Genomic DNA, 16,539 nt, shown 5'->3' with positions numbered 1-16,539 from the left:
CTATTAGTGATGCAATACCATATTTAATGTTACAGTAACCTATCCTTAAAAATAGATTCATGTATTTAGAAGAATTTCTTACTACTTTAAACACATAATTTATTGTCCCTCTTCAGCCAAAATCTTAGTTGTTAGTTTAATTGTTTTATGAAAAATCCGATGAACTGTACATCGGATTTTTATTTTAAAATGTAGGAACAAATTTCCATACATCATAAGAATATCTTTTAGCATACAAATATGGATGCTTTACAACTATTAATTTTTTAAAATAAAGAAAAGTGAAATATTAGCTGTCCCAAATCTCACCAAATTAAACCTAGTTAATGCTAAAAACCCCGACCATTATGGCTGGGGTTTTTTGATTTTTATTAAGTATTAAAATCTTATTCCTCTATCACATCTATTACTTCATAACCATCCTCTATCATTTTATAAACAGCATCATGCAACTCGTACGCGGAAACACCTTCAAAATCAATTTCCTGGGCATCTTCTGGTAGTTCTGATACAACTGCACCTTTTGGCGGTGCAACAACTTCATAATCTTCTCCTACTTGATTATAGAAAAGACCGTCTGCATACATATATGCTTTCCCTCTTACCATAAGTCTAACAGCTGTTCTTGGCAACACACGAAGCCTAAAACCACGTGGAGGAAAAGTTCTAACATACACTCCCTTTCTGGCCACAAAATACATTCCTCCAACAGGTCTATATGCAACTTTTCTGTACATTATGGAAGTAGTCCCTGCGGGTAAACGCCTTAGCCTTCTACGAACCACCCTTCTCTTATGTCTTCTTACCTTTCTTTTGACCTTTCTTTTGACCTTACGAACTTTTACAACTTTTTCCTTTGGGTTATTACCGTTTGCGCTTCTATACTAGAAGCAGGAAAGAAAAATATAGCCATAAATAATACTATAACAAACTTTAAATTTTTCATAGAAACAATTTTTACAATTTTCTTGTTTGACTATTTTAGCCAAAAAAGGTTTAACATAACAAATTTCAAGTTTTAAAAAATATCTGGGTCTTCTCCACAAAAAAAGCATCTTAAATAAGATGCTTTTTTTTATCATGAATGGAATAACTTATCGTTTTCCAGCTTTTTTCTGAGTTTCTGCTTGCTCCATCATTTCTCTCATTTTCTTTTGGAACTTATTCTCCTTTTTGGGTTTTTTCTTGTTCTCCTGAATCTGCGCATGTATTTTATCATCATCAAGAATAAACTTCTTAATAACCAACATAATACCTATTGTAATTAGGTTAGATACAAAGTAATACAGACTTAATCCACTCGCATAATTGTTGAAGAATATCAACATAAACAATGGAGATAAATACATAATGAACTTCATATTGGGCATACCTGGTTGTTGCGGCATGTTTTGCCCAGTGGTCATCATCATGTAAAAGAAAATGGCAACCGAGGCCAGTATTGGAAACAAGCTTACATGGTCCCCATAAAATGGTATTTTAAAAGGCAATTGCGCAATCACATCATAAGACGAAAGGTCATCTGCCCATAAAAATGCTCTCTGCCTTAATGCAAATGAGGTAGGAAAAAACATGAAAAGCGCATAGAAAACTGGCATTTGCAACAATGCCGGCATACATCCGCTCATTGGGTTTACCCCAGCCTTACTGTTCAATTTCATAGTCTCTTGCTGCTTTTTCATAGCATTGTCCTTGTATTTCTCATTGATTTCGGCAATTTCTGGCTTTAACACCTTCATTTTTGCTTGAGACAAGTAAGACTTATACGTTAATGGCGACATAGCCAAACGAACCAAAATAGTCATAACAATAATTGCAATACCATAAGGAAGAAAAGAGCTTAAAAACGTATATAGTGGTGTGAACAAATATCTGTTAATCCACCCGAAAATTCCCCATCCAAAAGGAATGGAATCAACTAGGCCCAATTCTTTATATTGTGACAGTACTTTTATATCTGTTGGACCATAGTACCAGTTCATATTCTGCGAAAGTTCCCCACCTTCTAGATTTAATGGTGCCTTAGAAGTATATTCTTTGGTATATGCCAATGCTTTATCTTCTTCCTTAACCAAATTTACAGAAGTTAAATCTGCTGAAGAAAAAGGAGTTTTAGTTGCCAAAATAGCACTAAAAAAATGCTGCCTATAGGATAGCCATTTTACTTCCTTCTCGGTTTCCTCGTCATCACTACTTTCAGAGAGCTTGCTTATTTTTCCACCATCATGGTTATAAGTTAACCTAGTATATCTGTTTTCGTATTGAACGCTTTTGTTATGGCGAATGCCTTTAACATCCCATTCCAAATTTACAGGTTTGCTACTATTGATAACTCCATTTAATCCTTGCGAGCGCACCGTAAAATCTACCAAATAATCATTTGGTTTCATTTCATACCTATATTCCAAAAATTGATTAGCGGACACCTTCGCCTTCATAGAAAGCACTTGGTTGTCCCCATTTTGGGACATAGAAGGCTCAAAAAACATATCCTTGGTATTTAGAACCCTATTGTCCGATGTAGAAAAGTTAAGCCCAAAAGAAGCGTTGCCATCTTTTACAAGATATACAGGAACAGAATCATAAGTGACAAAATTTTTCATTTTTGCCTCTATAATCTGACCTCCTTTGTTGCTTACCTCCAAATACACCAAATCATTCTCTAATACAGTTGTACCCTCAGACGGATTTGTAAAACCAAAAGCTCCCAAAGAGCTTTTATAATTTGCCACTACTGTAGAATCTTGAAGATTAACTGCTGTGGCAGGTGTAGATTTAGTTATTTCAACTTCTGCAGCTTTGGTCTCAGCTTCAACTTTTTCAATTTCAGCTTTTTTTGCCTCTATTTCTTCTGGTGTTGGTTGATTTTGGTAAAACATAAAGATGAGTATCCCAAAAATCAGTACAAATCCAATAATAGAATTTATATCCAGTTTCTTTTCTTCCATTTAAATAAGCTCTAGTTTATTTTACGCTCGGTAATTTCTGCTTTTAAGTTTGCAAATATATGCCCAAATGTGCATTTTATGCCAAACTGGCATTACTTTGTTGTTTTTTAAATTGCAATGCAGCCTTTACAAACCCCACAAAAAGTGGATGTGGATTGGCAACGGTACTCTTATATTCTGGATGGTATTGCACCCCAATGAACCATGGATGGGAAGGTAATTCCACAATTTCTACCAAACCAGTTTCTTTATTAACCCCAGAAGCAATAAGGCCCGAAGCCTCTATTTGTTCTTTATAATCATTATTGAATTCATAACGATGGCGATGTCTTTCTGATATGGCCTTTGCTCCTTCATATACCTTTTGTACCAAACTGCCATCTGCCAATTCGCAATCCCATGCTCCCAATCGCATTGTACCTCCTTTATTAACAACACTCTTTTGTTCTTCCATTAAATTTATGACAGGGTGTGGGCTGTTTTCATCCATTTCAGTAGAATTTGCTTTGGAAAGTCCCAAAACATTTCTAGCACTTTCTATAACCGCCATTTGCATTCCCAAACAGATTCCTAAGAATGGAATACCCTTTTCCCTAGCATATTGTACTGCCTTTATTTTTCCTTCAATACCACGTTCTCCAAAACCCGGAGCAACAAGAATACCGTCCAAGTTCTTCATTTTATTATCAAAACCCCTTGAAATATGTTCCGAGTGAATGGACTTTACGTTCACCTTTACCTCGTTGACAGCACCTGCATGTATAAAAGATTCCAAGATAGATTTGTAAGAATCTTGAAGCTCTACATATTTACCAATAAGCCCAATGGTAACTTCATTTTTTGGATTTTTGTGCTTTTCTAAAAATTGATTCCAATGTGTTAAATCCGGGACCTTATCATCGGCAAGGTTTAATTTTGCTAAAGCAACTGTATCCAACCCTTCTTCCTGCATTAAAATTGGAACATCATAAATAGTGGAAGCATCTATGGACTGTATTACTGCTTCTTTTCTAACATTACAAAACAAGGCAAGCTTTTCTTTTATATCATCAGAAATCTCATGTTCTGTTCTACATACAAGTATATCTGCCTTTATTCCACTTTCCATTAAAGTTTTAACAGAGTGCTGGGTAGGTTTGGTCTTTAATTCCCCAGCAGCTGAAAGATAGGGAACTAAGGTAAGATGAATTACTATGCCATTATTATCACCCAATTCCCAAAGTAACTGTCTCACAGCTTCTATATATGGTAAGGATTCTATATCCCCCACTGTACCACCAATTTCGGTGATGACAATATCATAATCGCCACTTTTCCCTAAAAGCTGAACGCGTTCTTTTATTTCGTTTGTAATATGCGGTACTACCTGTACCGTTTTGCCTAAAAATTCTCCTCTACGTTCTTTTTCTATAACACTTTGGTAAATTCTACCTGTGGTCACATTATTGGCCTGCGATGTTCTTACATTTAAAAAACGTTCGTAATGCCCTAAATCTAAATCGGTTTCCGCACCATCATCTGTAACATAACATTCCCCATGTTCATATGGGTTTAATGTACCAGGATCAACGTTAATATACGGGTCTAGTTTTTGTATGGTAGTTTTATATCCTCTGGCCTGTAGTAATTTAGCCAAAGATGCTGCAATTATTCCTTTTCCCAAAGAGGATGTTACGCCTCCCGTAACGAAAATGTACTTTGTTTGTGACATATTTAATTATCCTGTTACGGGGTGTAAAGATACACATTGCCAGAATAAATCAACGAGAATCCATGGGGAAATCTTTCTGAATTTTTCTAATTAAAGGTTCCAATCCATTTATTTTAATCTCTAACATGGCTTCTAACAAGTTGCCCAGTTTTCCATCTGGAAAGCCTTCTTGCCTAAACCAAATTAAGTAAGGTTCTGGTAAATTTACCAAATATCTGCCCTTAAATTTTCCAAATGGCATTCTGTAGTGGGCCAGCTCTATAAGTTTTTGTTTATCTGGTTGAATTTCCATTTTTAAATTTAAAAAGATATCTTTAGTGAAATCAATTTACTTACCAATGAAACGTAGAAATTTTATCACATCTGCCGCCGCGGCTTCTGTAGGGGTTATGGCATGCAAAACAGCTACAGCTGCCGAAAGTACCACAATAATGGAAACAACCGAGTTAAAAGGCAATATTAATCATAGTGCTTGCCGCTGGTGCTATAACGATATTCCTTTTGAAGAGTTGTTACAACATTTTAACAAACTGGGAATCAAAGCCATTGATTTGGTAGGTCCAGAGGAATGGCCGTTAATGAAAAAATATAATATTCATGCTTCTATGTGCTGGGGTGCTGGGAAAGGGATTTTAGAAGGTTGGAACGACCCCAAATTACATGCAGAGCTAATTGCAGATTACCAACAAATGATTCCGAGGGTTGCAGAAGCGGGCTATACCAATCTTATTTGTTTTAGTGGAAATAGAAATGGAATGAACGATTTGGTAGGTTTAAACAATTGTGTTGATGGACTAAAACAAATACTTCCCTTGGCAGAAGAGCACGGGGTTGTTTTACAGATGGAGCTCTTAAATTCCAAAGTGGATCACAAAGACTATATGTGCGATAATACACTTTGGGGGGTTGAACTTTGCAGAAGATTAGGCTCAGAAAACTTTAAGCTACTTTATGACATTTACCATATGCAAATTATGGAAGGAGATGTTATAAGGAACATACAGGAATACCACTCATATTATGGGCACTACCATACTGGCGGTAATCCAGGTAGGCATGAAATTGATGAAACACAAGAGCTATTTTATCCTGCTATTATGAAAGCCATTATTGCCACTGGTTTTAAAGGGTATGTAGCACAGGAATTTATTCCTTCATGGGAAGACAAAATTGCTGCTTTAAAGCAAGGGGTTACCATTTGTGATGTGTAATAAAATACTTAAAAGTTGCGTATAGCTGCCCCTAATGGGTGGGATATAAGTATAAAACTTGCACATATTTATGTGTTACCTGCAAGCTGAAAATCCGAACTCAAAAGAAAGATTAAAGATATATGAACGAACTTATTTCCCCTAAATATCAAATGAAACTTGTGAAATCCGTTCACGATGCGATATGGGAGGAATACAAAACTTACAGGGAAGTGAGTCTATATATTGACAAATGGCACGAAGTAGACGAAGATTGGAATAATCATTGGGAGAATTTTCCAATTATAAAAAAAGAAAGTGGAGATATTGATTTATTGAGGACTTTACATTCAATGAACGGAAGCGATTTATTGAAAGTAGCAATAAATATGGGAGTTGACACGCCTGATTTCATTCCTTCCATTCCAACATTCAAAAACGAATTAAAATCTGATTTTAAAACGGCATACGACACTTTTACAAAGGCATTTAAACAAATCGAATCTGACCCAAGTCTTGCTGTAGGTTTAGCGAATTCTGCATTGGAAAGTATAGTAAAGGAAATACTGAAAGACGACAGAATAAAAAGTAAAACAAAAGGAACGGAAACTCTATACAAACTGACTACAATAATTATAAAAGAGTTTAATTTTTTAGATAGTAATCATCCTGTAGAAATAAAAACAATTGGAAGTTCGCTATTATCAATAAGTCAGTCAATAGAAAAATTGAGGAGTGAAAAAACGGATTTTCACGGAAAAACTGAAGAAGATTATTTAATTACTGACTCGATATACACGTATTTTGTGGTAAATGCTGTTACAACAGTCGGACTCTTTTTACAGTCTTATTTTAAAACAAAATTACCAAAACCACCGAAAGAAGTAGAAGAAGAACACGATGATTTGCCATTTTAAACTTGAACGAAATAAAAGCCAGCAGGTAACAATGTATAACAGCAATTACGGCGGATTCGACTACGTCCGAATCCACTCGGAATTGCTAACGTCTGTGCTAAACCGAAAATTAACGCATATTAACCCGTAACTGACGGTTATACGAGACCGTTGGCATTAATTAGGGAATGAATAAACAGATAACCGATACAATAACTCAAAAAGTAATTGATTCCTTACCTAAAACGGTTACTGATACTATAGTCAATAAGATTCCGAATCCAATTAGAGTCGAAGTAATAGAAAATACTGATAAAGTTGATTGGAATATTTGGTTTCTACTGATTGGTGTTCTGACTTTAATTGCTGCTGTGATTATTCCTTTTGCTCAAAAAAAGTACGAGGAAAGAAAATCAAAATTCGGATTTCATCTTTATGTGAAAAAGAAACTCGGAATTGTATGGAATCTACTGACTTATGATAAATTAGAATATAAACAACCAAAGTCAGCGGAAAAAATGGACGATGAACTTCTGACTTTTGATAAGTTAATTTACAAATTCGAAAAAGATTTTAAGGAAAATAAAAATACTATTCACCCACTTTTTGCTTTTGGAGTAATTTTCAATTTACAGAATTTACTTTTCACAGTAAAGCGTATACAATACGCATTAAATACTATTGATATCAAAAATCTTGATGAAAAGACTTTGGAGTTTGGAGACAAACTATCCAAATCTGAACATCATAAATTAAATGGATTATATCTTTTAATCGAGCATTATTTTTCAATAACAAGTTTTCACGACAAATTTGATTCTTTAAAATCGATTAAACGAAAAGAAAAAGATTCAAAGTGGATTGGTCTTGAAGTAGATAAAAAAGTTCTAAAAAAACAAAAGTGGATTTTAGAGGATTTAGAATATTTAAGAGAAAATGAATTAAGTATAGACGAAATTTTAAAAATAAATAAACTTCTAATTCAAGAATTGAAATCATATTTTGAATTTGAAAAACTGAATAAAAAGAGGAAAAATAACTAATGCCAACACCGTGTATAATTCATTGCTAGTACTCGCCTACTTACGAAAATTCTCGCGGATTTTCAGCTTGGAGTGTATTTGCAAAGTTTAGTGCTAAACCACGCAACTACTCATAGCCGAGACCGTTGGCAAACATTAAACAGTACATAATGAAAAAAAGGAAGACAATTGCATTATTACTTTTGATTATCGGAATTGGTCTAAGCATTGCCTTTATAATGAAGATTGAGTTTCCCCAAGGTTTTGAGGCATATTTTAAAAGAGGTTATTATAACCAATTTGGTCCGTTAGCAATAAGTGTTGAACTATTAATTGCAAGCTATTACTTATTTAGTGGACATAAAAAGGCAAATTTTACTTTGGCTCTTTTTGGTTTTACTACTTTGCAAGATTCCTTTTTTAATCAAATAGGGCTTTTCAATAGCACCGTTCCCTTATATGGAACCATAATTTTATTGATTTGTGCTCTGTTATGCCTATGGTTAGCATTTGCAAACAAATATAAATTAAAACGCTTATCTAAGTTAGAAGCCTTATTCAGTATTGTCCTTGGTGTAATTGTAGAATTATTTTTCAATTACCTATAATAAATATTAGCCAATAATGTGTATAATTCATTGCTCTGTACAAGGTTGCTTAAGAAAATTAAACCAATGAAGTATTATCTAAAAAGTGTAATAAAACAATTTACTTATTACAAAATGCTCGGGGACCAAACTTTTGAGCAAATTCCTGAGGAAAAATTGTTTTGGCAACCCAATAACGAGAGCAACAGCATTGCCGTGATTGTAAAACACCTAAACGGCAATATGTTATCTCGTTGGACTAATTTCCTAACAACGGACGGAGAAAAAGAATGGAGAAATCGTGATGAAGAATTTAATAGAGACATAAAAACCAAAACGGAATTGCTAGAAAAATGGAATGAGGGCTGGGATTGTCTATTCAACGCTATTAATCCATTAACAGAGAAAGACCTTGGTAAAGAAATTTATATTAGAAATATGGGGCATACCGTATTGGAAGCTATAAATAGACAATTATCACATTATCCTTACCACGTTGGACAAATTGTATTTATCGGGAAAATGGCGCAAGATGAAAAATGGGATTCCCTATCCATACCAAAAGGTAAATCTAAGGATTATAACAAAGAGAAGTTTTCCAAGCCAAAAAGAAAAGAACATTTTACAGATGATTTGTAAAACAAAGCTAGCCCATCAACCTCTTTAGCAATTCGTCTTTTCTTCTAATGGCAACTTCTATGTTGGAACCATCGGACATAACTATATAACCGCCTTTACCCTTTATATACTTTTCTACACATGAGAAATTAATATAGTGTGATTTATGAACCCTAAAGAAGTCTTCATCACCCAACATATTTTCAAAATATTTTAAGGTCTTGGTTGCCGTCAGCTTTTTATTGGTACTCAAAAAAATGTCTGTGTAATTTCCATCAGATTGAAATCTAATAATATCGTGAACATCAATCAATATTAACCCCTCCAAAGTGGGTACGGCAACTTTTTTTTGACGGCCTACCTTGTTTTCAAAATTATGGAACAATACTTCTAACTTCTTGGCAGTATCCTTTAATCCTTCTTTCTCTTTTATTTTTTTTATAGCGTTTCCAAATTCAATTTTATCCACTGGCTTTAAAAGATAATCCAATGCGGAAAATTTAAAAGCCTCTACCGCGTAGGTGTCAAAAGCCGTTGTAAATACAACCTCAAAATTTATATTAGGTAATTGACTCAAAAGGTCAAACCCCGTATTTTCATTAATGTGCACATCTAAATAAGCAACATCAGGATTTAACGCATTAATCTGTGCTTTTGCTTCTTCAATAGTAGTACAAGCGGCGACTAACTGAATGTCTTTTTTATATTCACTTAATAACATTGTAATTCTATCAATACAATGCTGTTCATCGTCTACAATAATGGCTTTAAGCATATTCTGTTTAAAATTGAAGTTCTAAAGGTAACTTTAATTCTACCCGGAGCCCTTGCTCCTTGTCCAATATTTTTACGCTGCCATTTGCTTTTTTTAATTGATTAATAATGTCTAATCTATTTTTAGTTATTCTTACTCCCATAGATTTATTTTCTTTATTATTTCCCAAAACATTATTTCTACCAATACCATCATCCTCTACAATACAGACTAGCATATTATCCTTTTCTTTTACTATAATTTTTATATGTCCTTTTGTCTTTTTTTTGGCTATTCCATGCCAAATGCTATTCTCTATAAAAGGTTGTAACATCAATGGGGGCAGCAATGTATTTTCTCTATCTACACCTTCGTCTACCGTAATAGAATAGGAAAGTTTATTTTTGAGGCGTAGTGCTTCAATCTGCATATATAGTTCCATTAATTCCAGATCATCTTCAAGGCTAATCCATTTTTTTTCAGAATTCTCTAGAATGGAGCGCGTTAACTTTGCAAATTTTAAAAGGTATTCATTGGCCTTTTTAATATCATTTTTAGAAATAAAATCACTTATAGAATTAAAAGAATTGAATATAAAATGAGGGTTCATTTGGGAGCGCAGTGCCTTTAACTCAGTTTCAGCAACTTTGGCCTTAAAATCGGCCATTTTCTCTTTTTCTAGAGCATCTCTTCGTTTTTTGTATAGAAAATACCCTACTACTGTGGCAAATAACAATAAAATTCCTCCTATTAAGTATGTGTTTTTTACAAGGCTTTGCCTTTTTATTTCTGCATTGGCCTCTGTTTCTTGTTTCTCCAGCTCAAACTGCATTTCCTTTTTGGTAAGCTCTGCCCTTTTTTCTTCACTTAGTACACTGTCCCTAAATTGAATATGGTTTTTATAAGCCGTTAAAGCTTCTCCTGTTTTCCCTTGATATTCATATACGGCACTTAACACCTTCCATGAGTCCGCCTGCCATTCTACCGCTCCCATTTCTTGTGCTATTTGCAGGGCTTTTTCTCCACTTTCCCCGGCCAAATCATAATTTTTAAGGAGTATACTCACCTTACCAATACTGTTAAGAGCAGATGCTTCTATATATTTACTTTGAACCTTTTTAGCCATCCCTAAGGCCTCTTCATAATAATTCAATGCTTTTTTATACTCCTTTAAATTTTTGTATGCCAATGCCAGATTATTGGTAATAGCTGCTACAAAAAAATCGTTTTCCTCTTCTTTTGACAGAGATAAAGCCCTATGTAGGTATGGTATTCCTTCGTCATATCTATCCGTATCATTGTAAATAATTGCTATGTTGGTCAATGCCTTTACCTGGTCAGATTTATTGCCTAGAGTTATGGATGTTTCCAAGTAAGAATCGTACTTTTCCAAAGCCTCATCATATTCCTTTAAATCTGCATGAATATTACCCAAATTACCATACAAACCCGCCTCTAGCTCTCTATCGTTTATACTAGAACTTATGGTTAATGCTTCTTGGTAGGCGTCCAAAGCTTCCAGATTATTGGCCATTATATAATATAAATTTCCTTTCTGCCTTAGAGCAAGCGCCCTACCCTTTTCCCAGTTTATAATTTTAGAAATTTCAATAGCTTCTTCTATATAAGGGAATGCCTCTTCTGGTTTTGTTTGCGCCATATTCCAAGCTAAGCCAACCAATAAATCTACTCTGGTAGAGTCTTTTTGGGTATGTAGTTTTAATTCATTTGATAAAGAATCTAAAACATGCTCCTGAGCAAGACTTGTAATAGAAAGGGCAAAAAATAGAACGAAAAAAAAAACTTTTTTCTGAATTCTGTACATCATGGGTATGGTTGAACATCAAATTTAATGTTTTTCCTAATTCGAATTGAGGGTTTTAGCCTTTTTGCCAAAACAGTTAATAACAAAACAAACACGTTGGACATTGAAATCTATACGATTAATAAAAGGTCATGGCATACTTCTATAAAAGAAGCTACTTTACTTCTTTAAAGACAAGCTATGAAGAAATTATCCACTTACCTTATTTTTCTAATGGTTCTGATATCCCTATTAAACTGTAGCAATGATTCGTCTGGTTCTGACGAAGATGAAGCAACCAAAATCCAAGGTACCATTCATCTTTCTGGTGATGAAACATCACAATTTGGAACCTCCCTTTCTGTAGGAAATATTGAGGTGGGCAATGCCAACCTAACAGGTACGGATAAATCGGTGGTTCTTTTATCAGAAAATATTACAGTTAAAAATGATGATTTTGAATATAAAAGTACCGATAATGGCTTTGTAATAGTAGCCTCTGATTTTTCCACGGGAGGTTCTATAGATATAGATAAGGCCATTTCCATGACCATAGTCAAAAATGGAGAAGAGTACAGGCACGCATGTTCTTCTCCCTACTTAGGTTTTTTTACAGCTTGTGGAGAAAATTTTTCTATAGATTTTGACAACAAAGTCTTAGTTTTAAACCAAACCACAGTGATTAATACAGAAACCGATGCTATTTTAACAATGGCCGGAACTATTAATTGGTAATTGAGACTCCATGAAAAAAAAGCAAGCACATATAATAGCTTTTTTACTACTTTTTTGTTTAGTAGTAAAAATAGGCTTTGGACAAGAATTAAAGGACGATTTGCTCATATACAAATCGCCATCAGAAGATTTTAAGGACATTGTTTTACAGGCACATAAAGGTTTAACCAGGTTGGGGCAGATAAATAACTATGCCCCCTCCAATGCCGGAAAAGGAGTGGCTCGTTTATTAGACGAAGCCACCAAGGAGAAAAATAGAAAAATACAGTCGGGTTATTCTATTTATACCATGATGGCGCAATTAAAATTCAATATGGATTTGGTTGGTAAAATGAGTAAAGAAAGACCGGTTACCATTACCTATGAATCCACTAAGGAAGATGAATCCATTTCTAGATTGCAAAACTCCCTTCATAATTTGAATAATAACATTTGCAATACAGACAAATGCAAAAATGGGTTTTTGGGTAAGAATGAATTTGAAAAATCCAGGTATTACAAAAGCTATATGATCAATGTACTCCCCAATTTAACTTCTTGGAATGATGCATTACTAAAAGAAAACAACCTTAAAGCCTATTTTGTTCATAGGATTAATCTTGGAAGCTATGATTTTGATAAAAATGGGTTTTGGATATTTTGCAAATTAAAAATACAAGTTATTGGTTCTGGAAGAGGGCAATCTAGCATAAATAGCATTTATACTCCAAAGTATTCATATGAAAATGAATTACTGAATAAGTTTAACTCTAGGGGACAACAGGTATTTTTACCAATGGCCCCTGAAAAGGCGGAAGAACTACAGAAAAACAGGCAAACCTATCTATTTGCCGTGCAAAAAATAAACATATCCTTTGGCAAGGAAGAAACTTCAAATAAAATGGTAACAGCCAGTTATAATTTTGAAAAACCAGATATGGAATTTTACAAAGACATGGGGCTTCAAGAAAAAGTAGCCACTATCTCTTTGGATAAAGCCACCATTAAAACTCAATAACATGCTCAAAAAAATAATTGTCTTACATATATTTTTCATTTTTAGTTTTGTTGGCGCCAATGCACAAAATGTAGAAACAATTGTATTTGAAGCACCTTCATCCAAATACATCTCAATACCCCTGCAAAGCCATAATGGCAAATTACGCTTTGGCACACAAGATGAATATTTTGTAAAACCAGATGGATCCTATTACCAAAGCAATTCTGAAGAATACCCTATCATTGACAAAAAAATGACCGAAAACCTTTATGGAAAACAAGGTTTTATGGAACTTTTAAAAATGAGGTTCCAAGATGACATGTATAGTGTTATGGATAGAAAGTTCTTTACCAAGAGAACCAATAATATGTATGACAAAGACTTAAAATCCTTCACAGCACAGCAACATATGCTAAAACTAGCCAACTCAATGCTTAACAGCCAAGAGATGAGGCGTTTTTTATGCAATGAAAAAACAGAAGATTGCGATAGAAAATATGGAGATGATATTTATTATCATGGTGGGCTAAACAATATGACCTCATGGGGCGGAAAAGGTGCAAGCGAATTTCAAAAATCAAGAGCATATACTTCCTTTGTTTCAGAGAATTTTGAGCCTTTAAAAAAATGGGCATCAACCTTGCTTCCAGAAAATAAGGCGGATGGTTTTTTTGTAATAAAAACACGGTTAGAGGAATATGATTTTGAGAGTCAAGGATTTTGGATAAATTCTAATAGGTTTGCTCACAACAATTATTATTTAGTAAAGTTTTCCGATTTTGAGCCCTCTAATGGTCAAGAAAGAAAATTGGTTCATCCACAAGGGATAAAAATATTACTAGCAATGTCCCCAGAAAAGGCCGAGGTTTTTTCTGAAAAACACAAGGAACTTTATTTGGTTTTTGATGTACATATTGAACTCAAAGGCATACATAATTACCGTCATGATGTACTAAAAACAAATTTCTCCTTAAACAACTCTTTAATAAGTATTTACACTGATGACAGTCTCACCAAAAAAGTTGAGGAAATTGATATTAATTCCATGACCAGTAAAAACCCATAATTATGTTATTAAAAAAAACAGGGACAACTTCATTCTTGTTACTATTCCTTTTCTTTTTTGGGCAAGGGCAAACAAGTAATGACCATACGATTATATACAAAACACCTTCCAAAGACTTTATAGATATTACCATACAATCTCATAAAGACCTGCCCAGATATGGTGAACTGTATTTTAGAAGGGGTGTTACCCCACCAACCAACAATAAGGCTTATGAGTCTTTGGTGAAAATGAAATACTTGGCAGAAATTTTCAAGGATATGGAACTGGGCAAATTGACCAAAAGAAATAATAGTGGCACAGAGGATAAAAAAAGTAAAAATTCACAGTTTGCCCAACAACATTTATTGGGCACTGCCGCACAAACAGCATCGGAAGAGGTGCTTAAAAAGTACTTCTGTGACCCAGAACAAGGAAATTTGTGCCAATTTACCAATACCTATGGGGAGAGAAAAATTCCAATAGGATGGGGAGGTTCAAGAAATAACGAGTTTCAACAAATGAGAGGCTATAAAGGATATATAAATGATCACTACAAAAATCTTAAAGGTTGGAGCAATTCATTTTTTAAAGATAACCAACAACAAGCCTATTATGTAGTGCGATCAGCCATTAGTGGTAAATATGATTTTAAGGAAAAAGGGTATTGGGTTTCTCCTTCAATGAAAGGGGTTGGCAGTAGTTTTCTGCTACACAGTAGTTTTTTTATTCCGTACACAGAAAATGAAAAAAAAATACGGCACGGCCACCAGCCTGCACTTTGGTCCATAACTCCAGATAAGGCAAAAGTATTCCAGTTCCAAAACCGTTCACCTGTTTTCTTGGTCTTTAAAATAATGGTAAAGCCCAAGTTGGTGAACACCCATGTACAATTTGATTTTGAACTGGAAGAACAGATAATTGAACTCTATAAGGATATCGCTCTTACCCAAAAAATTGGGGAAATCAACATTGCCGACATGAAAACAAAATATTGAAGCGCATGAAAAATACAAAGCCTATATTGATTCTGTTAATGGGAATCTTCACCTTACTTTTCTCTACTCCCGTTCAGGGCCAATTTTTAAAGAACTTAAAAAAGAAAGCAACAGAAGCAGTTGAGAAAAAGATAGATGAAATTGGGCAGAAAAAACAACCCAAAATTACCGATCAACAAAAACCAACTGAACCATACGCAAAAAAGGAAGTTCCAAAACAGGAAAATGAAATACAATCCAAAAAGCCAACAAAAGAAATAGTTATTGATGATTCAGATATATTGATATATAAATCCCCCTCAAATGCTTTTAATGATATTGCTATTCAAAAACACAAAGATTTACCTCGGTTTGGAACTTGTAATTTTTACAAAAAAACCAATTCCAATAGCCCTATAATGACAGCAGAATATCAAGAAAAGCGAAAAAAATTTGGGTATAGTTATCCTGGATTTCTTAAGCTGGCCAAAATGCATATGATGAAAGAATATTTTGTTTTTTTGGACAAAACAGCTCTAACCGAATTAACCAGAGATCTTGTGGAAGAAGAAGTAAAATCCAACCTTGTGCAAAAAATGCTACTGGATTTTGCTTTTACTATGGGCACTGATACATTTAAACGAAATTATTTTTGCAGTAACCCAAGTACACAAACCAACTGTGCATATATGAACAAATGGGGAGGAAACAGGGCCGATGACTTTACTGAAAATGAAAAATATGTAGACTTCATAACAAAGTATTTGGACGTAATTACTGATTGGAGTAGCAATTTTTTTAAAAATGAAAATGAAACTTTCTATTTAGTTAGTCCAACTAAATTTATAGGAACCTATGATTTTGATAAAAATGGTTTTTGGGTTCCTCTTCCAGTACGTGCCAGACAATATGGCTTGGACTATTCTAGTACCAATGACAATTATTTTTTTGAATACTCTCCTAAAGCACCATATGAAAACACTATGTTCAATAAAATTACAGAACCTGAATTTTATAATGGATTTGTTTTAATAAAAGTAAATCCAGAAAAAGCGGAAGTTTTGGTCAATAAAAAATTAAGGCAAATGTATTTTGTTTCCAAGGTACAAGTGGATTTTAAAGAAATTGACACTACAAATATTAACTTTAATCATCCAAGCTATACCTATCATTATGTAAACCCAATAATAGAATTATATGAAGATGAAGGGCTTACACAAAAGATTGGTGAAATTTCATTAGAAAATTTAACCCATAAAGAGCCTAATTAAGC

The 16,539-nt window shown here is 34.0% G+C and carries 16 protein-coding genes; 10 read left to right on the top strand and 6 right to left on the bottom strand.

Annotated elements, in window-relative coordinates; translation table 11 throughout:
- Positions 1 to 386: 386 nt before the first annotated feature.
- The 4 genes from AC000W_RS07330 to AC000W_RS07315 form a co-directional block, all read right to left on the bottom strand.
- Positions 387 to 785 carry a DUF6515 family protein gene (locus AC000W_RS07330; RefSeq protein WP_474747235.1) on the bottom strand — a complete coding sequence of 133 codons (399 nt, stop codon included), beginning with the start codon at positions 783 to 785 and terminating at the stop codon, positions 387 to 389.
- Between the two features lie 309 nt (positions 786 to 1,094).
- Complete coding sequence (yidC, locus tag AC000W_RS07325) at positions 1,095 to 2,948, bottom strand: membrane protein insertase YidC (RefSeq protein WP_474747234.1); 1,854 nt, start codon at positions 2,946 to 2,948, stop codon at positions 1,095 to 1,097.
- Positions 2,949 to 3,024: 76 nt separating this feature from the next.
- A complete protein-coding gene (locus tag AC000W_RS07320) occupies positions 3,025 to 4,659 on the bottom strand; it encodes a CTP synthase (RefSeq protein ID WP_474747233.1) in 1,635 nt (544 codons plus the stop codon).
- Positions 4,660 to 4,708: 49 nt separating this feature from the next.
- A complete protein-coding gene (locus AC000W_RS07315) occupies positions 4,709 to 4,951 on the bottom strand; it encodes a DUF3820 family protein (RefSeq protein ID WP_474747232.1) in 243 nt (80 codons plus the stop codon).
- A gap of 46 nt (positions 4,952 to 4,997) precedes the next feature.
- On the opposite strand from AC000W_RS07315, the gene AC000W_RS07310 reads away from it, so the two are divergent.
- From AC000W_RS07310 to AC000W_RS07290, 5 genes are all read left to right on the top strand, one after another.
- On the top strand, positions 4,998 to 5,870 hold the full coding sequence (locus tag AC000W_RS07310) for a hydroxypyruvate isomerase family protein (protein WP_474747231.1): 873 nt from the start codon (positions 4,998 to 5,000) through the stop codon (positions 5,868 to 5,870).
- A gap of 122 nt (positions 5,871 to 5,992) precedes the next feature.
- A complete protein-coding gene (locus AC000W_RS07305; protein ID WP_474747229.1) occupies positions 5,993 to 6,766 on the top strand; it encodes an abortive infection family protein in 774 nt (257 codons plus the stop codon).
- Positions 6,767 to 6,933: 167 nt separating this feature from the next.
- Positions 6,934 to 7,788, top strand: coding sequence for a hypothetical protein (locus AC000W_RS07300; protein WP_474747228.1), 855 nt, complete (start codon positions 6,934 to 6,936; stop codon positions 7,786 to 7,788).
- A 149-nt stretch (positions 7,789 to 7,937) separates the two neighbouring features.
- Positions 7,938 to 8,375, top strand: a complete 438-nt coding sequence (locus AC000W_RS07295) for a hypothetical protein (protein ID WP_474747226.1) — start codon at positions 7,938 to 7,940, stop codon at positions 8,373 to 8,375.
- 66 nt (positions 8,376 to 8,441) lie between these two features.
- The gene (locus AC000W_RS07290) at positions 8,442 to 8,993 is read left to right on the top strand and encodes a DUF1572 domain-containing protein (protein ID WP_474747225.1); all 552 of its coding nucleotides are present in this window, start codon (positions 8,442 to 8,444) and stop codon (positions 8,991 to 8,993) included.
- A 7-nt stretch (positions 8,994 to 9,000) separates the two neighbouring features.
- On the opposite strand, the gene AC000W_RS07285 is transcribed toward AC000W_RS07290, so the two are convergent.
- Both AC000W_RS07285 and AC000W_RS07280 read right to left on the bottom strand, forming a co-directional pair.
- On the bottom strand, positions 9,001 to 9,747 hold the full coding sequence (locus AC000W_RS07285; protein WP_474747224.1) for a LytR/AlgR family response regulator transcription factor: 747 nt from the start codon (positions 9,745 to 9,747) through the stop codon (positions 9,001 to 9,003).
- Between the two features lie 7 nt (positions 9,748 to 9,754).
- Entirely contained in the window at positions 9,755 to 11,554 is a 1,800-nt protein-coding gene (locus tag AC000W_RS07280; protein WP_474747222.1) for a tetratricopeptide repeat-containing sensor histidine kinase, read from the bottom strand.
- Between the two features lie 177 nt (positions 11,555 to 11,731).
- Between AC000W_RS07280 and AC000W_RS07275 the strand changes: the two genes are divergently transcribed.
- From AC000W_RS07275 to AC000W_RS07255, 5 genes are read left to right on the top strand one after another with little or no spacing between them, the layout of a single operon-like run.
- Positions 11,732 to 12,265, top strand: a complete 534-nt coding sequence (locus tag AC000W_RS07275) for a hypothetical protein (RefSeq protein ID WP_474747221.1) — start codon at positions 11,732 to 11,734, stop codon at positions 12,263 to 12,265.
- 10 nt (positions 12,266 to 12,275) lie between these two features.
- A complete protein-coding gene (locus AC000W_RS07270) occupies positions 12,276 to 13,262 on the top strand; it encodes a hypothetical protein (protein WP_474747219.1) in 987 nt (328 codons plus the stop codon).
- Between the two features lies 1 nt (position 13,263).
- The gene (locus AC000W_RS07265) at positions 13,264 to 14,310 is read left to right on the top strand and encodes a hypothetical protein (protein WP_474747218.1); all 1,047 of its coding nucleotides are present in this window, start codon (positions 13,264 to 13,266) and stop codon (positions 14,308 to 14,310) included.
- Between the two features lie 2 nt (positions 14,311 to 14,312).
- The gene (locus AC000W_RS07260; protein ID WP_474747216.1) at positions 14,313 to 15,287 is read left to right on the top strand and encodes a hypothetical protein; all 975 of its coding nucleotides are present in this window, start codon (positions 14,313 to 14,315) and stop codon (positions 15,285 to 15,287) included.
- Between the two features lie 5 nt (positions 15,288 to 15,292).
- The gene (locus tag AC000W_RS07255) at positions 15,293 to 16,537 is read left to right on the top strand and encodes a hypothetical protein (protein ID WP_474747215.1); all 1,245 of its coding nucleotides are present in this window, start codon (positions 15,293 to 15,295) and stop codon (positions 16,535 to 16,537) included.
- Positions 16,538 to 16,539 lie beyond the last annotated feature (2 nt).

The organism is Saonia sp., assembly GCF_056326165.1.
The sequence above is the reverse complement of the archived record's forward strand: the minus strand, read 5'-3'. Positions and strand labels throughout refer to the sequence as shown.